20 protein-coding genes and 1 riboswitch are annotated in these 25,749 nt (G+C 59.9%); of the genes, 11 read left to right on the top strand and 9 right to left on the bottom strand.

Translation table 11 applies throughout. The annotated features are described in order from the left end of the window. Positions 1-38 precede the first annotated feature (38 nt). Entirely contained in the window at positions 39-707 is a 669-nt protein-coding gene (locus HGT1_RS00400; protein WP_176248002.1) for an ABC transporter ATP-binding protein, read from the top strand. Then, positions 704-3,232, top strand: a complete 2,529-nt coding sequence (locus HGT1_RS00395; protein ID WP_176248001.1) for an ABC transporter permease — start codon at positions 704-706, stop codon at positions 3,230-3,232. The genes HGT1_RS00400 and HGT1_RS00395 overlap by 4 nt, the downstream gene beginning before the upstream one ends. 107 nt (positions 3,233-3,339) lie before the next feature. On the opposite strand, the gene gcvP is transcribed toward HGT1_RS00395, so the two are convergent. The 3 genes from gcvP to gcvT form a co-directional block, all read right to left on the bottom strand. Further along, positions 3,340-6,183 carry an aminomethyl-transferring glycine dehydrogenase gene (gene gcvP, locus HGT1_RS00390; RefSeq protein ID WP_176248000.1) on the bottom strand — a complete coding sequence of 948 codons (2,844 nt, stop codon included), beginning with the start codon at positions 6,181-6,183 and terminating at the stop codon, positions 3,340-3,342. Between the two features lie 67 nt (positions 6,184-6,250). Beyond that, positions 6,251-6,610: a glycine cleavage system protein GcvH gene (gene gcvH, locus HGT1_RS00385; RefSeq protein WP_176247999.1), complete on the bottom strand. Its 360-nt coding sequence runs from the start codon at positions 6,608-6,610 to the stop codon at positions 6,251-6,253. Between the two features lie 18 nt (positions 6,611-6,628). After that, entirely contained in the window at positions 6,629-7,753 is a 1,125-nt protein-coding gene (gene gcvT / locus HGT1_RS00380) for a glycine cleavage system aminomethyltransferase GcvT (RefSeq protein ID WP_176247998.1), read from the bottom strand. A 158-nt stretch (positions 7,754-7,911) separates the two neighbouring features. Beyond that, positions 7,912-7,998: riboswitch (glycine riboswitch) on the bottom strand. A gap of 7 nt (positions 7,999-8,005) precedes the next feature. Here gcvT and HGT1_RS00375 point away from each other — a divergent pair. Beyond that, positions 8,006-8,689 carry a gamma-glutamylcyclotransferase family protein gene (locus HGT1_RS00375; RefSeq protein WP_308791267.1) on the top strand — a complete coding sequence of 228 codons (684 nt, stop codon included), beginning with the start codon at positions 8,006-8,008 and terminating at the stop codon, positions 8,687-8,689. Here HGT1_RS00375 and HGT1_RS00370 read toward each other — a convergent pair. The 3 genes from HGT1_RS00370 to HGT1_RS00360 form a co-directional block, all read right to left on the bottom strand. After that, complete coding sequence (locus tag HGT1_RS00370) at positions 8,669-10,066, bottom strand: MATE family efflux transporter (RefSeq protein ID WP_176247997.1); 1,398 nt, start codon at positions 10,064-10,066, stop codon at positions 8,669-8,671. The genes HGT1_RS00375 and HGT1_RS00370 overlap by 21 nt on opposite strands. 81 nt (positions 10,067-10,147) lie before the next feature. Continuing rightward, a complete protein-coding gene (gltX, locus tag HGT1_RS00365) occupies positions 10,148-11,473 on the bottom strand; it encodes a glutamate--tRNA ligase (RefSeq protein ID WP_176247996.1) in 1,326 nt (441 codons plus the stop codon). Positions 11,474-11,539: 66 nt separating this feature from the next. Then, the gene (locus tag HGT1_RS00360; RefSeq protein ID WP_176247995.1) at positions 11,540-13,198 is read right to left on the bottom strand and encodes an NAD+ synthase; all 1,659 of its coding nucleotides are present in this window, start codon (positions 13,196-13,198) and stop codon (positions 11,540-11,542) included. A 172-nt stretch (positions 13,199-13,370) separates the two neighbouring features. On the opposite strand from HGT1_RS00360, the gene HGT1_RS00355 reads away from it, so the two are divergent. Both HGT1_RS00355 and HGT1_RS00350 read left to right on the top strand, forming a co-directional pair. After that, entirely contained in the window at positions 13,371-14,762 is a 1,392-nt protein-coding gene (locus tag HGT1_RS00355; protein ID WP_176247994.1) for an MORN repeat-containing protein, read from the top strand. Then, on the top strand, positions 14,759-15,109 hold the full coding sequence (locus tag HGT1_RS00350; protein WP_176247993.1) for an antibiotic biosynthesis monooxygenase: 351 nt from the start codon (positions 14,759-14,761) through the stop codon (positions 15,107-15,109). Before HGT1_RS00355 ends, HGT1_RS00350 begins: the two co-directional genes overlap by 4 nt. Positions 15,110-15,187: 78 nt before the next feature. Here the strand turns inward: HGT1_RS00350 and HGT1_RS00345 are convergent, their stop codons facing one another. Continuing rightward, positions 15,188-16,717 (bottom strand): cryptochrome/photolyase family protein, encoded by a 1,530-nt coding sequence (locus HGT1_RS00345; protein ID WP_176247992.1) that lies wholly within the window; start codon positions 16,715-16,717, stop codon positions 15,188-15,190. Further along, positions 16,711-17,376 carry an SDR family NAD(P)-dependent oxidoreductase gene (locus tag HGT1_RS00340; protein ID WP_176247991.1) on the bottom strand — a complete coding sequence of 222 codons (666 nt, stop codon included), beginning with the start codon at positions 17,374-17,376 and terminating at the stop codon, positions 16,711-16,713. The genes HGT1_RS00345 and HGT1_RS00340 overlap by 7 nt, the downstream gene beginning before the upstream one ends. 265 nt (positions 17,377-17,641) lie before the next feature. On the opposite strand from HGT1_RS00340, the gene HGT1_RS00335 reads away from it, so the two are divergent. Further along, a complete protein-coding gene (locus tag HGT1_RS00335; protein WP_176247990.1) occupies positions 17,642-19,210 on the top strand; it encodes a 2-isopropylmalate synthase in 1,569 nt (522 codons plus the stop codon). A 36-nt stretch (positions 19,211-19,246) separates the two neighbouring features. Here HGT1_RS00335 and HGT1_RS00330 read toward each other — a convergent pair whose 3' ends face one another. Then, positions 19,247-19,828 (bottom strand): VOC family protein, encoded by a 582-nt coding sequence (locus HGT1_RS00330; protein WP_176247989.1) that lies wholly within the window; start codon positions 19,826-19,828, stop codon positions 19,247-19,249. Between the two features lie 173 nt (positions 19,829-20,001). On the opposite strand from HGT1_RS00330, the gene HGT1_RS00325 reads away from it, so the two are divergent. From HGT1_RS00325 to rodA, 5 genes are all read left to right on the top strand, one after another. After that, on the top strand, positions 20,002-21,048 hold the full coding sequence (locus tag HGT1_RS00325; protein WP_295512451.1) for a rod shape-determining protein: 1,047 nt from the start codon (positions 20,002-20,004) through the stop codon (positions 21,046-21,048). A gap of 72 nt (positions 21,049-21,120) precedes the next feature. Beyond that, the gene (gene mreC / locus HGT1_RS00320; RefSeq protein WP_176247988.1) at positions 21,121-22,026 is read left to right on the top strand and encodes a rod shape-determining protein MreC; all 906 of its coding nucleotides are present in this window, start codon (positions 21,121-21,123) and stop codon (positions 22,024-22,026) included. Then, entirely contained in the window at positions 22,026-22,658 is a 633-nt protein-coding gene (locus HGT1_RS00315) for a rod shape-determining protein MreD (protein WP_255200044.1), read from the top strand. The genes mreC and HGT1_RS00315 overlap by 1 nt, the downstream gene beginning before the upstream one ends. A 10-nt stretch (positions 22,659-22,668) precedes the next feature. Then, positions 22,669-24,612: a penicillin-binding protein 2 gene (mrdA, locus tag HGT1_RS00310; RefSeq protein ID WP_176247987.1), complete on the top strand. Its 1,944-nt coding sequence runs from the start codon at positions 22,669-22,671 to the stop codon at positions 24,610-24,612. Further along, positions 24,609-25,748, top strand: a complete 1,140-nt coding sequence (gene rodA, locus HGT1_RS00305; RefSeq protein ID WP_176247986.1) for a rod shape-determining protein RodA — start codon at positions 24,609-24,611, stop codon at positions 25,746-25,748. The genes mrdA and rodA overlap by 4 nt, the downstream gene beginning before the upstream one ends. The last annotated feature ends 1 nt before the right edge of the window (position 25,749 follow it).

Here is a 25,749-nt window from a genome sequence, read left to right as displayed (position 1 = left end):
CCATATCCAACAGGAACTACCAACAAAAAGGCAGCCCAATGACCGACCCGGTGTTCCAACTTCAAGATGCGTCCCTGAAACTGAATGGCAATGCCGGACAAGTAGATATCCTACATGGGATCACTTTGAACGTTGCACAAGGCGACACGGTCGCGCTTACCGGTCCCTCCGGTTCAGGCAAGTCATCGCTGCTGATGGTCATGGGCGGGCTGGAAAAAGCCACAGGCGGCACAGTGTGCGCCTTGGGCCAGGACCTGACCGCAATGAGCGAGGACGGTCTAGCCAAGTTCCGGCGCGGGCGTATGGGGATCGTGTTTCAGTCGTTCCATCTGATCCCCACCATGACCGCGCTGGAAAATGTCGCCACCCCGCTGGAGTTGAACGGCGTCGCCGATGCATTCGATCGGGCCGAGGCCGAATTGATCGCTGTCGGGCTGGGGCACCGACTGAACCACTATCCTGCGCAGATGTCAGGCGGTGAACAGCAGCGTGTCGCCCTTGCCCGCGCCTCTGCCCCGCGCCCTGCGATTTTGCTGGCCGATGAACCGACCGGCAATCTGGACAGCACCAACGGTGCCGCAATCATGGATCTACTGTTTGATCTGCGCGGAAAACACGGGGCGACCCTTGTGCTTGTCACCCACTCTGACGAACTGGCCGCCCGCTGTGACCGTGTCGTGACCCTGACCGACGGGCGCATCGTATGAGCCTTTCTCTTGCGACCCGCTTTGCCCGTCGTGAAATGCGTGGGGGGCTGCGGGGGTTTCGTCTTTTTCTGGCCTGCCTTGCCCTTGGTGTGGCGGCGATTGCTGCCGTTGGGTCCGTGCGATCCGCGATCGAAGGCGGCTTGCAGCGCGAAGGTGCCGCGTTGCTTGGCGGCACAGCCGAGCTTGATTTTACCTACCGGTTTGCCACCGCGGACGAACGCGCATGGATTGATGCCCAAGCGACCAAGGTGTCAGAGATTGTTGAATTCCGGTCGATGGCAGTCGTTGGCGATGGCAGCGCCGCAGACCGCGCGCTGACCCAGATCAAGGGGGTGGATAACCTTTACCCCCTCGTCGGTACCGTGCTGCTGGAACCTGACATGCCCCTGGAACAGGCACTTGCCGACAGTGATGGCATGTCCGGCGCGGTGATGGAACGCGCATTGTCGGACCGGCTGGGCCTGTCCCCCGGTGACGTGTTCAAACTTGGCACCAAGGAATTTCGCCTGACCGCCCTGATCTGGCGCGAACCCGACAGCGCTGCCAGCGGCTTTGCCCTTGGGCCACGCACCTTGCTGCGCACTGACAGTCTGGACAACGCGGGCCTGCTGTCTGCCGGCACGTTGTTCAATTCAAAATACCGGATGCTTTTGCCAGCCGAGACCGAACTCGACCAGTTGAAAAACGCCGCGCAATCGCGGTTTGAAAACAGCGGCATGCGCTGGACCGACGCCCGCAACGGTGCCCCCGGCGTGTCGCGTTTTGTCGAACGTCTGACGGCGTTTCTGGTGCTGGTGGGTTTGTCGGGCCTTGCCGTAGGGGGCGTGGGCGTATCGGCGGCCGTGCGGTCCTATCTGAACGGCAAGACCGAAGTCATCGCGACCCTGCGTGCCCTTGGTGCGGACCGCGCCACCATCTTCCAGACCTATTTTATCCAGATCGGGCTGCTGTCTTTGCTTGGCGTTGCGATTGGTGTGATCCTTGGGGCCATCGCGCCGCTGGTTTTTGCGCCGCTTATTTCGGCCCGCCTGCCTATTCCCGCAGCCTTTTCCATCTATCCCGGCCCTCTGATCGAGGCGGGCATTTACGGGCTGCTGACCGCCTTTGCCTTTACCCTCTGGCCGTTGGCCCGCAGTGAAAACATCCGCGCCGCGACGCTGTTCCGCGATGCTTGGGACGGAGCCGCCCGTTTTCCGGCACCGCGCTATATCGCCGTCATCGCGCTGACCGTTGCGCTGCTGATCACATTGGCGGGGTGGTTCAACGGCAGCTGGATGCTGACCCTGTGGACGCTGGGCGGCATCGCTGGCGCGCTGTTGATCCTGACCCTCGCCGCCTTGATCGTGCGTTTTCTGGCGCAGCGCGCCGCGCATCTGGCACGCGGGTATCCGCAGGTCCGTTGGGCGCTCACCGCCATTGGCGGCAATGGCGAAGGGGCCAGCGCTGTGGTTTTGTCACTTGGGCTTGGTCTGTCGGTTCTGGCCGCAGTCGGACAGATTGATGGCAATTTAAGGCAGGCCATCTCGGGCAATCTGCCGGAAATCGCGCCTTCCTATTTCTTTGTCGATATCCAGAAAGACCAGATCGACGGTTACACCAAGCGGTTGACCGATGACCCCGCTGTCAGCCGCATCGATAGCGCGCCGATGCTGCGCGGCGTGGTGACCCAGATTAACGGTCGCCCGGCCAAGGATGTGGCAGGCGACCATTGGGTCGTGCGCGGTGATCGTGGTGTGACCTATGCCGCCGAACCGGGCAAAGAGGCAAACATCACCGCCGGTGAATGGTGGGCAGCAGATTACACAGGCCCGCCCCTGATCAGCTTTGCCGCCGAAGAGGCCGAGGAAATCGGTCTGAGCCTTGGCGATACCCTGACCATCAACGTGCTAGGGCGCGACGTCACCGGCACGATCGCCAGCTTTCAAGAGGTGGATTTTTCCACCGCTGGCATCGGGTTTATCCTGACCATGAACCCCTCGGCACTCGAAGGTGCACCGCATACCTTTATCTCGACTGTCTATGCCGAACCCGAGGCCGAAGCCGCGATCCTGCGCGATATCGCGACAGCTTATCCCAACATCACAGCCATTCGGGTGCGCGATGCCATTGATCGCGTGGCCGCCGTGCTGGCAGGGTTGGCCGCCGCCACATCATACGGCGCAGCGGCGACCCTGTTGACGGGGTTTCTGGTGCTGATCGGTGCTGCGGCGGCGGGTGCCGATGCACGCCGTTACGAGGCCGCATTGCTGAAAACGCTCGGCGCATCCCGCCGCGCCATCGCAACCAGCTTCCTGCTGCGTGCAGCGCTTTTGGGCCTGTTCGCCGGGGCAGTGGCCCTGCTTGCTGGCATCTTGGGGGGCTGGGCCGTCAGCCGCTTTGTGATGGAAACAGACTTTAGCGTTGTGTGGTCCTCGGCGATACTGATCATCATCGGGGGCGCATTGGCATCTGTCCTGGCATCGCTCGGGTTTGCCGTCAAAGCATTGAATGCCCGTCCGGCACAGGTGCTGCGCGCACGGGAATAATACCCGCGTTAGAGCCTTTGAATGGAACCGCCTGAAAAAGCTATCCGCGTGCCTTAGCGAATAGCAAAGCGCCTGCGCACGGGGGTCACCCACGCGCAGGCTCGCATTTATTCTGCCGCTTCTGCGTAATCCGACAACGGCGGGCAGGTGCAGATCAGGTTGCGGTCGCCATGCACATTGTCCACGCGGTTAACCGGCGGCCAGTATTTATCGACGCGGAACGCACCGGGGGGAAAACACCCTTGCTCGCGCGTGTAGGGCCGGTCCCAATCGCCCACCAGATCCTCGACCGTGTGCGGCGCATTTTTCAGCGCGTTATTCTCACGCGGCATATCACCGTTTTCAATCGCACGGATTTCCTCGCGGATCGCCAGCATCGCATCGCAGAAACGGTCCAGCTCGGCTTTGGTCTCGGATTCCGTCGGCTCCACCATCAGCGTGCCCGCCACAGGGAAGCTCATCGTCGGGGCGTGGAAACCCGCATCAATCAGGCGCTTGGCGACGTCATCGACCGTAACGCCTGCACTTTCCTCAAACGGACGCACGTCAAAGATACATTCATGCGCGACGCGCCCCGTCGGCCCTTTGTACAGCACGTCATAGGCCCCTTCGAGCCGCTTGGCGATGTAGTTGGCGTTCAAAATAGCAACCCGCGTCGCCTGTGTCAGCCCGTCGCCGCCCATCATCAGGCAGTACGACCATGAAATCGGCAACAAGGATGGCGACCCGTAAGGTGCCGCAGAAACCGCCCCCTCACCGCCATTCGGATGGCCGGGGATATAGGGGATCAGATGCGATTTGACACCAATCGGGCCCATGCCGGGGCCACCGCCGCCATGGGGAATGCAGAACGTCTTGTGCAGGTTCAGGTGGCTGACATCGCCGCCCACATCACCGGGCCGGGCAAGCCCGACCATCGCGTTCATATTGGCCCCGTCGATATAGACCTGACCGCCATGATCATGGGTGATGCGCGTGACTTCGGTTACCGTTTCCTCGAACACCCCGTGGGTCGACGGATAGGTGATCATGCAACCGGCCAGATTTTCGCTATGCTTTTCGGCCTTCTCGCGGAAGTCCTCCAGATCGATATCACCATTGGCGGCGGTTTTGATCACGACGACCTTCCAGCCGACCATATTGGCGCTGGCGGGGTTTGTACCATGGGCCGACATCGGAATCAGACAGATGTTGCGGTGCGCTTCGCCATTGGCGCGGTGATAGGCGGCAATCGCCAGCAGGCCCGCATATTCCCCCTGCGCACCCGAATTGGGCTGCATGGAAATCGCGTCATAGCCGGTGATATCGCACAGCTTGGCCGACAGATCGTCGATCATGTGTTTGTACCCAAGCGCCTGATCTTGCGGCACAAACGGGTGGATCATCGAAAATTCTCGCCAGCTGACAGGCATCATTTCCGCAGCCGAGTTCAGCTTCATTGTGCACGACCCCAGCGGGATCATTGCGCGGTCCAAGGCCAGATCACGGTCGGCAAGGCGGCGCATGTAACGCATCATCTCGGTCTCGGCACGGTTCATGTGGAAAATCGGGTGGGTCAGATACTCGCTCTCGCGCATCATCTTTTCGGGGAACCGGTACTGCGCCTCGAATTTCTCGTCGCTTTTGACGATGCCAAAGGCACGCCAGACCGCTTCGATGGTCGCAGACACACTCCGCTCGTCCAGCGAAATACCAACGCGGGTTTCGCCAACGCGGCGCAGGTTGATGCCTTCGTCCACCGCTGATTTCATCACGGCCGCCTGCAACGGGCCGACGTCAACGGTAATTGTGTCAAAGAACGCCTGCGGATCAACCTTGAACCCGGCTTCCTCCAGCCCGTTCGCCAGCCGCACGGTCTTGCGGTGGATGCGCTGTGCGATGGCTTTCAACCCCTCGGGCCCGTGGAACACCGCATACATCGACGCCATCACGGCCAGCAACGCCTGCGCCGTACATACGTTCGATGTCGCCTTTTCACGGCGGATATGTTGCTCGCGGGTTTGCAGCGACAGGCGGTAGGCGCGGTTGCCATGGGCATCAATCGACACACCCACAATCCGCCCCGGCATCGCCCGCTTATAGGCGTCCTTGCACGCCATATAAGCCGCATGCGGGCCACCGTAGCCTTCGGGCACACCAAACCGCTGGGTTGAACCCACAGCGATATCGGCCCCCATCGCGCCGGGTTCCTTCAGCAAAGTCAGCGCCATCGGGTCAGCGGTCACAATCCCCAACGCACCGGCATCATGCAACGCTGCGATATGCGATGTGAAATCACGCACATGGCCGTAAGTGCCGGGATACTGGAACAACGCCCCAAAGACGGCGCTCGCATCCATCTTGTCGGGGTCCCCGATGATCACTTCGATGTCCAACGGGGCTGCACGGGTCTGGATCACGGCGATATTCTGCGGATGGCAATCGCGGTCCACGAAAAACGCCTTGGCCTTCGACTTCGCAACCCGCATCGCCATGGTCATCGCTTCGGCACAAGCCGTCGCCTCGTCCAGCAAGGACGCATTGGCGATCTCAAGCCCGGTCAAATCACTGATCATGGTCTGAAAGTTCAACAACGCCTCAAGCCGGCCCTGGCTGATCTCGGGCTGATACGGCGTATAGGCCGTGTACCAGGCGGGGTTCTCAAAGATATTGCGCTGGATCGCAGGCGGCGTGACCGTCCCGTGATACCCCTGCCCGATCAGCGAGGTCAGCACCTTGTTCTTGCCCGCCACCACGCGCATGTGCTCCAGCACTTCGCGCTCCGACATGGGCTTGCCAAAATCCAGCGGCTGTTTCTGGCGGATCTTGGCGGGCATTGTATCGTCAATCAACGCCGCAAGGCTTTGCGCCCCCACAGTCTTGAGCATATCCGACATTTCCGCCGGAGACGGCCCGATATGTCTGCGGTTGGCAAAATCATACGGCAAATATTCGGTTGGCTTGAAAACCATGGCGCAACGCCCCTCATTCCAAATGGTTTAAAATCCCCGCCGGAGGCTCCGACGGGGGCAAATCGGTTTACCCGATGAATTTTTGATAGGCGGCTTCATCCATGAATTCGTCCATCTGGCTTGGATCAGACGCTTTCATCTTGAAAAACCACGCCTCGCCCTGCGGGTCGTCATTCACCATCGCCGGGTTGTCGGTCAGGGCACTGTTCACCTCGATGATCTCGCCATCAATCGGGGCCAGAATGTCGGATGCCGCTTTCACGGATTCGATCACAACGACCTCGTCATCCTTGCTCACCACGGTCCCTTCCGAGGGCAGTTCCACAAACACTACATCGCCCAATTGCTCGGCCGCGTGAATGGTGATGCCTACGGTGATTTCGTCGCCTTCAACGCGCAGCCATTCATGTTCTTCGGTAAATTTCATCTTTTCGTCCCTTGTTGATTATCGCTTAAAATTCGCCGCCACAAAGGGCAGCTTGGCCACACGGACAGGCAACCGCTTGCCGCGCACCTCGCCCCACAGCGCGGTGTCCACGCTGGCATATTCATCACCGACATAGCCCATGGCAACAGGCCCGCCCAAAGTCGGTCCGAAACTGCCCGAGGTAACACTGCCCACCAGCCGACCGCCGTCTTCGGCATCATATAGCTGCGTGCCTTCGCGCATCGGCGCGCGGCCCTGCGGGGCCAGCCCGACACGCTTGCGCGCCACACCGCCCTCGAACGCCTTTTGCACCGCGTCGGCCCCCGGATAGCCACCTTCGCGGTCGCCACCCTTACGGCGCACCTTTTGGATCGCCCAGGTCAAGCTCGCCTCGACCGGGTTGGTCTGGGCGTCAATGTCATTGCCATACAGGCACAGGCCCGCCTCAAGCCGCAGGGAATCCCGCGCGCCCAATCCGATCGCCTCGACGCCGTCCAGCGCCAGCAACCGCCGCGCAAGCGTTTCGGCCTCCGCATCAGCCACTGAAATCTCGAACCCGTCTTCGCCGGTATAGCCGGACCGCGATGCCCAGACCTCGATCCCGTCCAGGTTCAAAGTGCCAAAATCCATAAACCGCATATCCGCCGCCGCCGCATCCAGCGACGCAACCGCCGCTGCGGCCGTTGGCCCTTGCACCGCGATCAATGCGCGATCGGTGATCGGTGTCACCGTTACTTCAGGTTCAAGAGCGGCTTTCATCCGCGCGATATCCGCGCCCTTGCAGGCGGCATTGACCACGACAAACAGGTCATCGCCACGCCGTGCGAACATCAGGTCATCCTCGATCCCGCCCGTGTCATTGGTGAACAACCCATAGCGTTGCCGCCCGTCTGCCAGCCCCAGCACATCCATCGGCACCAGCGTTTCAAACGCAGCCGCAACGGCCTCCCAGGACGCACCAGACAGCATCACCTGCCCCATGTGACTGACGTCAAACAGGCCCGCCTGGCTGCGCGTGTGCAGGTGTTCTTTCATCACGCCCATCGGGTATTGCACGGGCATCGAATACCCCGCAAAGGGCACCATTTTACCGCCCAATTCCAAATGCAGTTCGTATAACGGGGTTTGGTGCAGATCGCTCATGGTCACAGGCCTCTTCTTTTCAAATCCAGAAGGCCATCGACCAAACTGGCACTAAGCAGGCCGCAAAAATGCGCCCAACAAAATGCCCCCTCTGTCCTTTCGCCTGAGATCGTTATCCCTTCGGCGGGTGCATGTGGCACCACTCTCCAGAGTTTTTCGGTCACGCAACGGTCCATTTGCCTGAGAGTTTCCGGGGCGGTTGCTCCTTCGGCACCGGGTTTCCCCAGTTCTCCCGTTACGGTGGCTATTGCTATGCCGGAAGATGGCGCAGCGTCAAGTGACGTCACACCGATGGTGACGATTGTTTTTCGCAATGCCTCTTGTTCAGGCAAACCGCCAGCGGCAGTGGACATCGCGACCGCCATCGGCGAAAAAGCTGCCATGACACCTTATTTCTTCGGCTATGGCAGCCTCGTAAACCGCAGCACCCACACCTACCCCGATGCGCGCCCCGCGCAGTTGCAGGGGTGGCGTCGGGTCTGGGTGCGCACCGCAGAACGCGATCTGGTTTTCCTCAGCGTTGAACCGGACCCGCAGACCACTGTCGACGGGTTGATCGCTGCCGTGCCGGGGGCGGATTGGGAGGCCCTGGACGCCCGTGAAACCGGCTATGACCGGATCAACTCCGGCAATGGTGTGCGACACGATATCCTGCCCGCCCCTGACATGGCGCATTACTCCATCGCCCCCGAAAACCAGAAACACGGCGGCGATCACGCGATCCTGCTCAGCTATCTTGATGTGGTGGTTCAGGGGTTTCTGCGCGAATACGGCACCCAAGGCGTCACGCGCTTTTTCGATACCACCCGCGGCTGGGACACGCCGGTGCGAAACGACCGCGCCGCACCGCTCTATCCCCGCCATCAATCCCTGACCGTGCAGGAAAAAGCCCTCGTTGACGACAACCTGTACCGTCTAGCGGCGCAGGTGAAGTAACGACATCAACCGGCCCTCGCGGCCAAACACCTCGGGGCGCGGACCCTTGGGCTGGCCGCCATTCGCGATCATCCGCAGTGCCAGCACCCATGCAAATCCGCCGAACAAGACGCCCGCCGCCGCCTGCCCGATCAATACCCCCGGCGCGCCGAACAGGACGCTGCCCAGCCATACCAGCGGCACCATGCCAACCGTGTTGCGCCCCCAGTTGGTGAAGGTGGAATAATAGGGATGCCCCATATTGTTGAAGGCCGCGTTCGACACGAACAACACCCCGTTAAAGAAAAACGCCAGCGACAGCGGCCCGCAGAACAAAAAGATCAGCGTCATCGTGATGCCATCCGCATCAAACAACGCCGCCAACGGCCCCCGCGTCAAAAACAAAACGACCGAAATCGTGACGATGACAATCGCGGCAAACAGGATACCCGCATTATAGGTCCGCTTGACCCGCCCGATATCCCCTGCACCAAAGTTTTGCCCGATGATCGGCCCCACCGCCCCCGACAACGCGAATATCACCGCAAAAGCCACCGGCATCATGCGGCTGACAATCGCCATACCTGCCACGGCCTCTTCGCCATAAGCCGCCATCGCGCGGGTGACATAGGCCTGCCCCACAGGGGTCGCGACCTGGGTCAAGATCGCCGGCACCGCAATCGCAAGCACCGGAAACAGATCGCGCCACATGCCGCCCAACCTGGGCCGGGCGATCCCGCCATAATGGCGCACGATCGGCATCAGCGCGGTATAGGCAATCACCACCCGTGCCACAAAAGACGCAAGTGCCGCCCCGGTCAGATCAAGGTCAAAGCCAAAGATCAGGATCGGATCAAGGATCGCATTGACGATCCCGCCAGCAATTGTCGCCATCATCGCGCGGCGCGCATCCCCGTGAGCCCGCAAAATGGCGCTGCCCATCATGCCCAACATCAAGAACGGTACCGATGGCACAACAATCTGCAAGAAATGCACGGCCAGATCCGCCGTTTCCCCCTGTGCGCCGACCAGATGCACCAGCCAGTCCAGCGCCAGAAACACCAACACCGCAAACACGATCCCGAAGATCGCGCCATAACACAGCGCATGGGTGGTCCGCTCGCGGGCCAAAGCCATATCATCCTGCCCCAAGGCCCGCGCGACCAAAGCCCCCGCCGCAATCCCCAGACCAATTCCAAAGGACGTGGTGAAAAACAAGATCGCACCGGCATAGCCAACAGCCGCCGCCAGCTCGGCCTTGCCCAACATCGAGATGAAAATCATGTCGACAAAATCGACCAGAAAAACCGCAACCAGTCCGACTGACGCCATCAGCGACATGGTCGCCACATGACCAAAAAGGTTGCCCGACAAAAATTTGGCGCGCCCGTCAGCCATGACACGCGCGCCCTCTATTCATTTTGCCAAATAAACTTTCGCCGAAGGCTCCCGAACTTGCGCCCGGATGCCCCCGCCCGATCATCCGCGCGCCTTCACAACTTGCAAAAGCGGCAGCACCGCGGCCATCTCGGGGCCGCGCGCCTGTCCGGTCAGCGCCAGACGCAGCGGCATGAACAGGGTTTTGCCTTTGCGTCCGGTCTTTTCCTTGACCGCCGTTGTCCAGGTGCTCCATGTCGTCTCGTCGAACGCGCCCTCGGGCAGCATTGCCATGGCCTCGGCGATGAATTCTTTGTCCTCGTCGGCGATCACAGGCTCCGCCCCCTGACTGAACATGTCCCACCAGCCTTTGAGGTCTTGCAGCGTGGTGATGTTTTCACGCGTGACCTGCCAGAACAGTGCCGCCTTGTCGTCGGGCACCCCGATCGCTGCGATGTCCTCAGCGACAGCCTCAAGCGGCAAGGTCTGCAAATAGCGGGCGGTCATCGGGAACAGGTCCTCGACGTCGAACTTGGTCGGGGCTGAGCTGAAGTGGCTGATGTCGAATCCTTCGATCAGTTCTTCCATGGTCGTGCGCAGCTCTACCGGGTCAGACGACCCGATCCGTGCCAGCACACTCAGCAACGCAAAGGGCTGAACACCGCGCGCACGCAGATCGCGCAGGGCCAAAACGCCAAGGCGTTTGGACAGCGCTTCGCCTTGCGGGCCGGTCAGCAGCGAATGGTGCGCAAACTCGGGGACAGCCCCGCCAAGCGCCTGCATGATCTGGATTTGCGTCGCCGTGTTGGTCACGTGATCCGATCCGCGCACCACATTGGTTACGCCCATTTCGGTATCATCGACGACCGACGCCAACGTGTACAAAATCTGCCCGTCAGCACGGATCAGCACAGGGTCGGAAACCGACGCCGCATCAATCGAGATATCGCCAAGAATGCCGTCATTCCATTCGATGCGTTCCTGATCCAGCTTAAAGCGCCAGACACCGGGGCCACGCTCTTCGCGCAGTTTGTTCTTTTCGGCTTCGGTCAGGTTCAGTGCCGCACGGTCGTAGACCGGCGGCTTGCCCATGTTCAGCTGTTTCTTGCGCTTCAGGTCCAGCTCTGTGGGCGTTTCCCAGGCTTCATAGAAACGGCCCATCTCGCGCAGCTTGTCGGCCGCAGCGCGGTATTTGTCCAACCGTTCGGACTGACGCTCAACCCGGTCCCATTTCAGGCCCAGCCATGTCAGGTCTTCTTTCAGCCCTTCGACATATTCTTCCTTGCTGCGGATCGGATCTGTGTCGTCGATGCGCAGGATGAAGGTGCCGCCATTCTTGCGGGCAATCATATAGTTCATCAGCGCCGTGCGCAGGTTGCCGACGTGGATATAACCGGTGGGGGATGGGGCAAAGCGGGTGATGGTCATTGGGTTCTCCTGTTGGCCGCTGGCTTGTCACAGCACGGCCAGATTGTCCAGAAAATGAGGCGGCGTTCAGCTGGGATCGCGCCAGCGGTTCACGATAGGATAGCGCCGGTCCAGCCAGAACGCGCCCTTGGTCAGGCGCGGCCCCGGGGCGGACTGGAACCGTTTATATTCGCTGATATAGATCAGGTGCTCGACCTTCTTGGCCACATCGCGGTCAAAGCCCGCCTTGACGCAGTCGGCGATTGATCCGTCCTGATCCACCAGAATGTCCAGCATCGCGTCCAGATCGGGGTAATCGGGCAGGCTGTCGCTGTCTTTCTGGTCTTCGCGCAGTTCCGCCGTGGGTGGCTTGTCGATGATACGCGGCGTGATGACTTCGCCCGCAGGCCCCATCATCCAGTCGCGGTGATTGTCATTGCGCCAGCGGCAGGTTTCAAACACGCGGGTTTTATACAGGTCCTTGATCGGGTTATACCCGCCCGCCATATCGCCATAGATCGTGGCATAGCCCACGGCGACCTCGGATTTATTGCCCGTGGTCAGCAGCATCTCGCCGAATTTGTTGCTCATCGCCATCAGCAGCAAACCGCGCAGACGCGACTGGATATTTTCCTCTGTCAGGTCGGGCTTTGTGCCCTCGAACAGCGGTGCCAGCGTGTCGGTGATCGCCGCGCGCCCCTGCTTGATCGGCACATAGTCATAGCGACAGCCCAACGCCTCTGCGACGGCCTCGGCATCATCCAGCGACGCCTGCGAGGTGTATTCAGAGGGCAGCATCACACAGCGCACGTTGTCTGCGCCCAGCGCATCCACGGCAATCGCCGCGACAATCGCCGAATCGATCCCGCCCGACAGGCCCAGCAGCACCTTTTTAAAGCCGGTCTTGCGCATGTAATCGCGCAGACCCAGAACCATGACGCGGTAATCTTGCTCGTATTCCGACGGCAGACGTACCTTGGGGCCATCCACAATACGCCAGCCATCAGGCCCCTTTTGCAGATCGACATGTGCGATTTCGCTATCGAATGTCGGCATCTGGAACGCCAGCTTGCCACTTGGGTTCAGGCCAAAGCTGGCCCCGTCGAACACCTGGTCATCCTGACCGCCGACCATGTTCAGGTAAATCAACGGCAGTTCGGTCTCGATCACGCGGGCGACCATATTGTTCAGCCGCGTATCGAACTTGCCGCGATAGTAAGGCGATCCATTGGGCACCAACAAGAATTCAGCCCCGGTTTCCGCCAAGGTTTCAGCTACATCAGGATGCCAGGCATCTTCGCAGATCGGGCTGCCGATGCGGGTATTTCCGACGGAATACGGCCCGCCCAACGGGCCGCTGTCAAAAATGCGGACTTCGTCAAACACCGTCTCGTTCGGCAGATTGTGCTTTAGAACGCGGCTGGCGATTTTACCGTCCTTAAGGATCAGATAGGCGTTATACAGCTCTGCCCCCTCGACCCAGGGTGCGCCGATTGCCAATGCGGGGCCATCGGCACAATCTGCCGCCAGCGCGTCGATATGGGTCATCGCATCCAGCTGGAAGGCGCGCTTCATCACCAGGTCCTGCGCATTATAGCCGGTAATAAACATCTCGGGCAGCGCGACCAGATCGGCACCTGCAGCTTTGCCCTTGGCCCATGCATCGCGGGCAAGGTCGGCATTCCCGGCCAAATCCCCGACGGTCGGGTTCAACTGTCCCAGCGTGATGCGAAAACGCGATGTCATATGGCGATCCTTCGATATTGTCCGCGTTGGATGTAGCAGATCATGCGCCAAGGGAAAGGGTCTTGCCCGTCTCGCAAAAGACGATTGCCCCCTTGGTGCCCATTGCTTAGTCTTGGACGTAACAAAAAGCGCCAACCCCGATCCGGTGCCCCTTTTAGTCGAAAGCAGTAATATGTCCCGGTTAACCGTTACCCCCCTGATCCTGTGCCTAAGCCTGCTGCCGTTCTCTGCGCTGGCCCAAGACGGATCGGTGCTGAGCAAGCAATATGACGATGGCGGCATCTACGAAGGGACATTCCGCGGCGGGGTCCAGCATGGCACGGGCACCTACACCCTGCCCAATGGCTATGAATATTCCGGCGAATGGGCCGATGGCGAAATCAAAGGCACAGGTATCGCACGTTTTCCCAACGGGTCCATATACGAAGGCAGTTTCGCCAAAGGCAAACCTGACGGTGTTGGCAAGATCACCTTTGCCGATGGCGGCACCTTTGAAGGTGAGTGGCAGGGCGGCGCGATCATGGGCCAGGGCATCGCCATCTATGCCAATGGTGTCCGCTACGAAGGGGCGTTTCGCAATGCCAAACACCACGGCAAAGGGGTGATGCAATCCCCCGGCGGATATGAATATCAGGGCGATTGGGTCGACGGGGTCAAGCAGGGCGTGGGCAAGATCACCTATCCCGATGGTGCCGTCTATGATGGCCAAATCCAGAATGGCGAACGCAACGGCACGGGCACGCTGACAATGCCCGACGGGCTCACCTATGTCGGGCTTTGGAAAGACGGGCAGATTGATGGCACAGGCAGATTGACCCAACCCAATGGCGACATTTACGAGGGTGATCTGGTTGCGGGCCAACGTCAGGGCAAGGGCAAGGTGACCTATGCCAATGGCGATGTCTATGATGGTCAATTCAAGGATGACCGCCGCGACGGCCAGGGAACATTTACCGGCACCGACGGCTATACCTACACAGGGTCCTGGGTGGCCGGCCAAATCGAAGGCGAAGGTCAGGTGACCTATCCTGACGGGTCCGTCTATACGGGCAGCTTCCGCGATGATCTGGCAGATGGTCAGGGCAAGATCACCTATCCCGACAGCTCCAGCTACGAAGGGTCATGGGCCGTCGGCGTTATCGAAGGACGCGGCATTGCGACCTATCCCAACGGGATCGTCTACGAGGGTGACTTCAAAAACGCGCGCAACGACGGGATGGGCACAATGACCTATGCCGACGGCTACCGCTATGAAGGCGGCTGGAAAGACGGCCAGCGCCACGGCGCAGGCACGGCGACCTACCCCGATGGCACCGTCTATGAGGGCAGCTTTGCCAATGGCAAACGCGAAGGTATGGGCAAGATCACCATGGCCGACGGCTTCACCTACGAGGGGGAATGGGCCGGCGGTGTGATCTCGGGTCAGGGCACGGCCACCTATGCCAATGGCGATGTCTACCAAGGCACGTTCCTGGACGGCAAACGCCAAGGCACCGGCACCATGCGCTATCACACGGGCGAAGAGGCAACCGGCAACTGGGTCAACGGGGCCTTGTCCGAATGATTGCCGTCATCTTCGAGGTTTCGCCCCACGCCGACAAACGCGCCGACTACCTTGATATGGCCGCCAAGATGCGGCCCTTGGTGGACAGGATCGACGGCTTCATCTCCGTCGAACGCTTCCAGTCGCTCACCAACCCAGACAAGTTGCTGTCGATATCCTTCTTCCGCGACGAGGCTTCGCTTGATGAATGGCGCGAACTCACGGCACATCGTGGCGCACAAAAAGCGGGCCGCGACACCATTTTCAAAGACTACCGCATTCGCATCGCCCATGTCATGCGCGACTACGGCATGTTCGACCGCGACGAGGCCCCCACAGACAGCCGCGCTCTCCACGACCCTGCCTGAACCGTACCGGTCCCCCTTCTCTGGCTCTTAAATATCCCCTGCGCGGAGCGCAAAAATCTCTTCCGGAACACCATCGGCCTAGATCACCTCGCCCGCGTCCAGCCGCTTCAACAGCGCATCCCCTTCCGCCAGAACCGTCTCGCGCTTTTCGGCAGCCATCCGGTCCCACGTCCGGTACATATTCCCCATCCGCGCATTGCCCGAAAACCGGTCCCTGTGCCGGTCCAGAAAATGCCAGTAAAGCAGGTTGAACGGACAGGCCTTTTCCCCTGTCTTGGCGCTGACAGAATAGTGGCACGTCTTGCAGTGGTCTGACATCCGGTTGATGTAGGCCCCCGACGACACATAGGGCTTTGACGCGATGACACCGCCATCGGCGAATTGGCTCATCCCCACGGTATTGGGGGCCTCGACCCATTCAAACGCATCGGCATAGACCGCCAGATACCATTCATGCACCTGATGCGGATCAATCCCCGCCAGCAAGGCAAAATTGCCGGTCACCATCAGCCGCTGGATATGATGCGCATAGGCTTGGCTTTTGGTCTGTGCCACAGCCTTTGAAACACAGTTCATGCGCGTTTCGCCGCCCCAATAGAACCACGGCAAGTCGCGCGTGTGGCCCAGCACATTGCGCTGCGTGTAGTCAGGCCCCTCAAGGAAATAGATGCCGCGCACATACTCGCGCCAGCCGATGATCTGCCGGATGAACCCTTCGACGGCGTTGATCGGCGCGTTGCCCTTTGCATAGGCTGCCGCTGCCGCCTCGCACACCTCGAGCGGGCCAAGCAGGCCGATGTTCAGGTAGGGCGAAATGACGGCATGGTACAGAAACTGGTTCTCGTTCAGCATCGCGTCTTGATAGTCGCCGAACCGGGGCAACGCGTGTTCGATGAAATGATCCAGCGCCTGCAATGCCTCGGCCCGCGTTGTGGCAAACCAGAACGGCTCCAGATCGCCAAAGTGATCGCCGAAACGCGCCGCCACCAGATCCAGCACCTCGCGGGTGATGGCGTCAGGTTCAAATTGCAGGGGGCCATCGACGGTAACATCATCCGGCGCGGCCTTGCGGTTGTCGTGGTCGAAATTCCACTTGTCGCCAGCGGGCTTGTCGCCCTCCATCAAAAGGCCGGTCTTGCGCCGCATCTCGCGGTAGAAATATTCCATCCGCAGCGCTTTGCGCCCGTCTGCCCATCCTTCGAATTCCGAATGTGATGCCAAAAAATGATCGTCGGGCAGAACCTCGACCTTCAGGGGCGCGTATTTCAGCTTGTCGATCAGCCGCCATTCGCCCGGCTCTGTCGCCAGCACCTCGGTCGCGCCGGTCTGTTCGGCACGGCGCAGCAATTCCCCCACGATAGAGCCTGCATTTTCCGTATCATCCAGCTGCGTATAGGCAACTGTCCAGCCGTCCTCCTCCAGCGCGCGGGCGAATTTGCGCATCGCGGCAAAGATCAGCGCGATCTTTTTGGGGTGGTGTTTGACATAGCTGGCCTCGTCCGTGACCTCGGCCATGACGATGGTGTCGCGAGCCTTATCTGCCGCGCGCAGCGCGCTCAGCCCTTCCGACAGTTGGTCACCAAGGACCAGAACCAGCCGCGCTACCATGGCACTACCTTTCCGGCCCAGTCAAAGAACTGACCCGTCTGTTCAGGCGTCAAACCGTCGATCACCGACATTAGGTTTTCCGCCGCCTCCGATGCTGCGACCGCAGGATGGCGGGCAAGGTATTTTTCGGTGAATGGCGTCTTGACCGTTCCGGGATGCAGCGCCACGCAAATGCTTTGCTTGTGCGACCGCGCCAGTTCGATGGCGCTGGTATGCACAATCTGGTTCACCGCCGCCTTGGCGCTGCGATAGCTGATCCAACCACCGATCCTGTTGTCGCCAATCGACCCAACCCGTGCCGACAGCACCGCAAAAACGCCACGCCCGTCGCGGCGCAAAAGGTCGGGCGCATGGCGCAAGACCAGCGCAGGGCCAACCGCGTTCAGCGCAAACTGGTCCATCATCGCCTTTTGAGTGATGGATTTGATGGTCTTTTCCGGCTCTGCCCCGTCAATCTCAAGCGCGCCAGACGTGACGATGACCACATCAAAGGGGCCATCCAGCGCGCCGATATGCGCCTCGACGCTCGCCTCGTCCGTCAGGTCCAATCCGTCAACCGACCGCGACAGGCCCGTCACCTGATCACCACGTGCCGTATATGCAGCCGCCAGAGCCGATCCGACCCCGCCTGACGCGCCAATAATCAAAATCTGTTTCATAGACCTCAAGTAGCAGGCAAACTGCGCCCTTCAATATCGCCAATCGAAACGAGCCAAAAAACTCTTCCCATTTGGGTTCGCAGCAGTATAACGTGCCCCATGACTTATGCTGATCATACACCGACCCTGACGCGCGCCAGCGCGCCGTCGCTGTGTGCAAACCTACTCCTGCTAATCCGCCTCTGAGCGTGCCATCCGGCGCGCCCGCTCAGAGGGATGTGCAGCGCGCCAAGGATTTGAAAAGCAGAATGAAAGAACCCAAAACATGACCGATACGACCAAACAAGACCGCGTCTTGATCTTTGACACGACGTTGCGCGATGGCGAACAATCGCCCGGTGCAACCATGACCCATGCCGAAAAGATCGAAATCGCCGGCCTGCTGGACGAAATGGGCGTCGATATCATCGAAGCCGGCTTCCCCATCGCTTCCGAGGGTGACTTTGCCGCCGTCAGCGAGATTGCAAAACTGTCGAAGAATTCGGTGATCTGCGGTCTGGCCCGTGCGCAGCTTGGCGATATCGACCGCTGCTGGGATGCCGTGAAGCACGCAGCCCAACCACGCATTCACACATTTATCGGCACCTCGCCGCTGCACCGCGCCATTCCGAACCTCACCATGGATGAAATGGCCGAGCGGATTCACGAGACCGTCACCCATGCGCGCAATCTGTGTGACAACGTGCAATGGTCCCCGATGGATGCCACCCGGACAGAGCTGGATTATCTGTACCGCACCGTCGAAATCGCGATCAAGGCGGGGGCGACCACAATCAACATCCCCGACACCGTCGGCTATACCGCGCCGCGCGAAAGCGCCGAATTGATCCGCAAGCTGCTGGAAAACGTGCCCGGCGCGGACGAGATCATCTTTGCTACCCATTGCCACAACGACCTTGGTATGGCGACCGCCAACAGCCTTGCCGCCGTCGAGGCGGGTGCCCGTCAGATCGAATGTACCATCAACGGGCTTGGCGAACGCGCTGGCAACACCGCGCTGGAAGAAGTCGTGATGGCCATGAAGGTGCGCAACGACATCATGCCCTATCAGACGGGCGTGGACAGCACCAAGCTGATGAACATCTCGCGCCGTGTTGCGACCGTGTCGGGCTTTGCGGTGCAGTTCAACAAGGCCATCGTCGGCAAGAACGCCTTTGCCCACGAAAGCGGCATCCACCAGGACGGGATGCTGAAAAACGCCGAAACATTCGAGATCATGCGCCCCGAAGATGTGGGCCTGACCGAAACCAATATCGTCATGGGCAAACATTCGGGCCGCGCCGCGTTGCGCTCCAAGCTCGAAAACCTTGGCTACGAATTGGGCGACAACCAGCTCAAGGACGTCTTTGTACGGTTCAAGGAACTCGCCGATCGCAAAAAGGAAATCTATGACGAAGACCTGATTGCCTTGATGCGCACAGCGGCAGACCCTGAAAGCGACCGGATCAAGCTGAAGTCGATGCATGTTGTCTGCGGCACCGAGGGGCCGAACGTGGCCAAGATGACCCTGACCGTGGATGGGGCCGAACTCAGCACCGAACAGACCGGCGATGGCCCCGTTGATGCGTCGTTCAAATGCATCAAAGCCTTGGTTGATCACAACGCCCGCCTGCAACTGTATCAAGTGCACGCCGTCACCGAAGGCACCGATGCGCAGGCGACCGTGTCCGTCCGGCTTGAGGAAGACGGGCGCATCGTGACCGGGCAGGCCGCCAACACGGATACAGTCGTCAGTTCAGCCCAAGCCTATATTCACGCGCTCAACCGTTTGCTGGTGCGCCGCGAAAGAGGCGGCACCGACAAACGCGAAATCAGCTATAAAGACGCTGGTTGATAAGATCAGGCAGGGTTTCGACCCTGCCTTTTTCTTTTAGTATGGGTTTTTTGGCGTCCGGTCGTCCGACAGCGACCGTTGCGACCGCTCCACGATCATCACCGTTGCATCGGCCAGATGCTGGCGTTCGATGTGGTGGTCCCCACGGGCAACGCGCAGTTTATGCGCCTCCAGCATCACCTCGGCATGGGACGATCCGCGCGGCGGGATGAAGGTATAGCAGGCCAGTTCGATCAGGAACCCAAGCGGGTCTTTGAAATAGATCGAATGCATAAAGCCGCGATCCTTGATGCCTGAATTGCCGATGCCGCGTTCTTTGAGCCGCTCCAGCACTTGATCGAACATGGCGCGGTCCACCTCGAATGCAACGTGATGCACGCAACCCGCATCGGTGGGGGTGCGGCTGTGAACAGGCTTGCGGTTTTCATTGCTGAAGATCGTGATCAAGCGCCCGTCGCCGGGATCGAAATACAAATGCCCCTCTTCGGGGTTGTCCAGATTGGGTTGGTCAAAGATGAACGGCATCCCCAGCAGCCCTTCCCAGAAATCAATGCTTGTCTGACGGTCCGCCCCCATCAACGTGATGTGATGGACCCCGAGTACTTGGATTTTCTGCATTTTCTTTCCCCTGATTTGACCTATTCCCTGAAATACTAGCGCAGTGGCGGCATCATGCCACCCGGATAGTCAACCCCCCTTTCGTCTTGGGGCGCATCGTCCTATACACCAAACAGCCCGCCTCTGATCAGAGTCGCCGGGCCAATAAGATTTTTTGCAAGGTTCTACTGCTCATGTCCATATTTGATCAATTCCGTGGTTTGTTTTCATCCGATATGGCGATTGACCTTGGGACGGCGAACACGCTGGTCTACGTCAAAGGCAAGGGCATCGTTTTGTCTGAACCTTCCGTTGTGGCCTATCACGTCAAGGACGGCGTTAAAAAAGTACTGGCCGTGGGCGAAGACGCCAAGCTGATGCTGGGCCGGACACCGGGCAGCATCGAAGCGATACGTCCGATGCGCGAAGGCGTGATTGCCGACTTTGATACCGCCGAGGAAATGATCAAGCACTTCATCCGCAAGGTGCACAAACGCTCGACCTTCTCCAAGCCCAAGATCATCGTGTGCGTGCCGCATGGTGCTACACCCGTTGAAAAGCGCGCGATCCGTCAGTCGGTTCTGTCGGCTGGTGCGCGCCGCGCCGGTTTGATTGCCGAACCGATTGCTGCTGCGATTGGTGCGGGCATGCCGATCACCGACCCAACCGGTAACATGGTTGTCGATATCGGTGGTGGTACGACCGAAGTTGCGGTTCTGTCGCTGGGCGACATCGTTTACGCGCGTTCCGTTCGCGTCGGTGGTGACCGCATGGACGAGGCGATCATCAGCTACCTGCGCCGTCAGCAAAACCTGCTGGTGGGTGAAATTACCGCCGAACGCATCAAGACATCTATCGGTACAGCCCGCATGCCCGACGACGGGCGCGGCACATCGATGCAAATTCGCGGGCGCGACCTGTTGAACGGTGTCCCCAAGGAAATCGAAGTGACCCAAGCGCAAATCGCCGAGGCGCTGGCCGAACCCGTGCAGCAAATCTGCGAAGCCGTCATGACCGCGCTTGAGACAACACCACCCGACCTTGCCGCCGATATCGTTGACCGGGGCGTGATGCTGACCGGTGGTGGCGCGTTGCTGGGCGATCTGGATCTGGCGCTGCGCGAGCAGACCGGTCTGGCGATCTCGGTCGCTGACGAGCCGCTAAATTGTGTGGCCTTGGGCACCGGCAAAGCGCTGGAGTACGAAAAACAACTGCGCCATGCCATCGACTACGACAGCTAATCAGGCACAGTTTACCAAAGCCCGACCAGCGGCAGGACGGCCCTGCCCAACAGGCAGGATACACGTCACGACATGGCCATAGACAGATCATCCTCCAACGATTTTGGCCGGCCCTTGCGCCGGATCATGATGGCTGTGCTGATTTTGCTGCTGTTTGGCGTGTTCCTTTTGTGGCGGATAGACAGCCCGCGTGTTGAGCGGTTTCGCGCACAAATCACTGACAGGATCGTGCCCAATCTGGATTGGGCCATGGCCCCGGTAACCGGTGCCGTGAACCTGCTGCGCGACTATCAAAGCTATCAGCGGCTGACTGTGCAAAACCAGGAACTGCGGTCCGAACTGCGCAAGATGCAGACTTGGAAGGAAGCCGCCCTTCAGCTTGAACAGGAAAACGCGCGCTTGCTGGACCTGAACAAGGTGCGGCTTGATCCGCGTTTGACCTATATCACCGGCGTGGTGCTGGCCGATTCCGGCTCGCCTTTCCGGCAATCGGTATTGCTGAACGTCGGCGCACGGGACGGCATCGTCGAAGGCTGGGCCACTGTTGATGGCATCGGCCTTGTCGGGCGGATATCGGGGGTCGGGCAAGACACCGCACGGGTCATTCTGGTAACCGACACGTCCAGCCGTATCCCCGCAACGATCCAGCCTTCGGGCCAACGCGCGATCATTGCGGGCGATAACTCCTCGGCACCGCCGATTGATTTTCTGGAAAACCCCGATCTTGTGCGTCCCGGCGACCGTGTAATCAGCTCGGGCGACGGGGGTGTTTTTCCCGCGGGTCTGTTGATCGGCCAAGTTGCGGCTGATCCCGGAGGGCGGTTGCGCGTGCGGCTTGCTGCCGACTTTGAGCGGCTGGAATTCTTGCGGGTGTTGCGCGATCACGGTGCCGAAACGGTGACCGAAGGGGGCTCTGTCATTCTGGATGGTCGTTTGCCCGCCGTGGCTCCGGCTATCCCCGTGCCCCCTGGCGAATAATGGATACGCTGTCGCCTCTTCGCCTGTGGATGATGCGCGCGGTGTTCTTGCTGCTTGCGTTGATCTTGTTGTTTTTCCACCTTTTGCCGATTGAAACCCAACCTGTGGCCTTGTTTCAGGTTGATCTGCTGCCGCCACTGGCCAGCATCGACCCCGCCGAGGCGCGGTTGCGCGATTTGCTGAACCAAAGCGGCGCGCGGTACCTTATTGCGCCTGATTTTCTGATCGCCTTTGCCTTTGCATGGTCCGTGCGGCGGCCTGATTATGTGCCTGCGGTCTTGCTGTGTGCCATATTTTTGCTGACCGATCTGCTGCTTCAACGCCCCCCGGGGCTTTGGGCCTTGCTGGCGTTGATCGCGTGCGAGAACCTGAAGCTGCGCGGGCGAACATTGCGCGACAGTAGCTTTGGGCCTGAATGGGTGGCAGTGACAATTTGGCTTTTCGCGATTTTGCTGTTGAACCGCATAGTGCTATCATTGGTACTGGTCCCGCGGCCCGACCTGAAGCTAAGCCTGATCGAGCTGGCATTGACGGTTTTGATCTATCCCGTTGTGGTTTTGATCACCCATGTTTTCATGGGCGTGCGCAAAGCGACACCGGGCGATTTCGACAGCATCGGCGGCCGCGCGTGAGGAGACTGGAATGAGACGCAGCAGAGCAGAATCAGACGCCAGCCAAGCCAAGCTGAGCCGCCGTGCCGCACTGTTGGGCGGCGTGCAATTGCTGTTCATGGGCGGCCTTGCTGCACGCATGAACTATCTCCAGGTCGATCAGGCCGATCAATATTTGCTGCTGGCCGAAGAAAACCGGATCAACATCCGCCTGATCCCTCCGACACGCGGCGAAATTTTCGACCGCAATGGTGTGCAACTGGCCCAGAACGTCCCGTCCTACCGCATTGTCATGGTCCGCGAGGAAGTCGGCGATGTCGAAGAGGTGATGCACCGGCTGGCCAAAGTCCTCCGGCTGGACCCCGAAGCGCGGGACCGCGCCATTGCCGAGGTAAAAGCCGCCGAACGGTTCTTGCCGGTCACCGTGGCCGATAACGTCAGCTGGGATGACCTGAGCCGCGTTTCCGTGAATGCCCCCGCATTGCCCGGTGTCAGCCCAGAGGTCGGCCTGACACGGGTCTATCCGCGCGGGTCGGATTTTGCCCATATCGTCGGGCGCGTCGGCCGCGTGAGCCAATCCGATCTGGATGCTCAGGAAATACCCGATGCCGTGCTGCGCATCCCCCGCTTTCAAATCGGCCGCATTAATGTCGAAGCCCGCGAGGAAGGGTTGCTGCGCGGGGTCGCTGGCACAAAGCAGGTCGAGGTGAACGCAACAGGCCGTGTGATGCGCGAACTGTCCCGGCGCGAAGGCCAATCAGGTGCCGACATCCAGCTGACCATCGATTCCAAGCTGCAAAACTATGTTCAGGCACGGCTTGGCAACGAAAGCGCTGCGGTCGTTATCATTGATTGCGAAAACGGTGATCTGGTGGCGAACGCGTCCTCGCCCAGCTATGATCCGAACCTGTTCATCGGCGGCATTTCATCGGCCGATTACAATCCGATGCTTGAATCGAAGTACCGCCCGCTGGTGAACAAAACTGTCCAAGGCACCTATCCGCCCGGTTCGACCTATAAAATGGTCGTCGCGATGGCGGCCTTGGAGGAAGGTATCATCGGGCCAGACGAAACCGTCTATTGCCCCGGTCACCTCGAGGTCGGGGGCCGCAAGTTCCATTGCTGGAAGCGTGCCGGTCATGGGTGGGTCGATCTTGAAAACTCGCTCAAGCAGTCGTGTGACGTTTATTACTATGATCTGGCGCTCAAAGTCGGGATCGAGAAGATATCGGAAATCGCCAAGCGGTTCGGTCTGGGCATCCGTCACGACCTGCCCCTGTCCTCAGTGGCGGCCGGCCTTGCGCCCACCAAAGAATGGAAAGCCACAACCCGCGGCGCGGACTGGGTGATCGGCGACACCGTCAACGCCTCGATCGGTCAGGGGTTTACCCTCAGCTCGCCGTTGCAATTGGCGGTGATGACGGCGCGGATGGCCACAAACCGCATGGTTACGCCGCGCCTCATCAAATCCATCGACGGCATTGAACAACCCTCGGGCGGGGGCGAACCGCTGGGGATGAACGAAAACAACCTGCGCAAAATTCGCAAGGGGATGCATGTGGTCGTCAATGATCGCAGGGGGACCGGGTACCGGTCCCGCATCATTGCCGAAGGCATGCGGATGGCCGGCAAGACCGGTACAAGTCAGGTGCGAAATATTACCACGGCCGAACGCGCACGCGGTGTAAGCCGAAACGAGGACCTGCCATGGGAACGCCGCGACCACGCGCTTTTCGTGGCCTTTGCCCCCTCAGACAAACCGCGCTATGCCGTCTCTGTTCTGGTCGAACATGGCGGGGGCGGATCGACCGCCGCCGCACCCATTGCCCGCGACGTCCTGTTGCAAGCGCTCTATGACGGAGAGCCGCCCCTGGATGCTTACCCTACAGCCGATAGGGGCAGAATTGCCGCGCAACAAAAGGAACTGCGTGACGTGCAGCCTCAGGCCACGATTAAGGGTAAAGATCAGGCATGAGTTATCTTGAATATACCGTCAAACACGTCCCCACGGGATTGCGGAAAATACTGCACCTGAACTGGCCGCTGACGATCTTGCTGATCGCCGTGTCCTGTGTCGGTTTCCTGATGCTCTATTCCGTCGCGGGGGGCACCTTCACACCTTGGGCCGAACCGCAGATGAAACGCTTTGCCCTCGGGCTTAGCTTGATGATCGCGGTTGGCATGGTGCCCATCTGGATGTGGCGCAACCTTGCTGGCGTTGCCTATCTCGGGACGGTGGTGCTGCTCATCGGGGTTGAACTTTTCGGGTCTGTCGGAATGGGCGCACAGCGCTGGATCGAATTGGGGTCGTTCCGGCTGCAACCCTCGGAACTGATGAAGATCACCTTGGTGATGATGCTGGCCGCCTATTACGACTGGCTGCCCGCCAAGCGGACATCGCGCCCGATCTGGGTATTCATTCCGATCGTCATGATCCTTGTCCCCACGGCCCTGGTGCTCAAGCAGCCCGATCTTGGCACCGCGCTTTTGCTGATGTTCGCAGGCGGCGGGCTCATGTTTCTAGCCGGCGTGCATTGGGCCTATTTTGCCGTCGTCATCACGGCAGGTATCGGCTTGGTCACCGCCGTATTTCAGTCGCGCGGAACGCCGTGGCAATTGCTCAAGGATTATCAGTTCCGCCGGATCGACACCTTTATTGACCCCAGCACAGACCCGTTGGGCGCAGGGTATCACATCACCCAATCCAAGATTGCCCTGGGATCAGGTGGCTGGACAGGGCGCGGCTTTATGCAAGGGACGCAATCGCGCCTGAACTTCCTGCCCGAGAAACACACCGATTTCATCTTTACCACCCTGGCCGAAGAATTCGGGTTCATCGGTGGCTTTTCATTGCTGGGCCTCTATGCCCTGATCATCATTTTCTGCATCGCCGCTGCGGTGATCAACAAGGATCGCTTTTCCTCCCTGCTCACCTTGGGCATTGCGCTGAACTTCTTTTTGTTCTTTGCGGTCAACATGTCGATGGTGATGGGCATGGCCCCCGTCGTGGGCGTGCCACTGCCACTGGTCAGCTACGGCGGCTCGGCGATGCTTGTTCTCTTGCTTGCCTTCGGGCTGGTCCAATCCGCACATGTCCATCGCCCAAGGTAGG

Source organism: Sulfitobacter sp. HGT1, from assembly GCF_013282155.1.
Taxonomy (GTDB): Bacteria; Pseudomonadota; Alphaproteobacteria; order Rhodobacterales; family Rhodobacteraceae; genus Sulfitobacter.
This window is presented reverse-complemented; position numbering and strand designations above follow the sequence as displayed.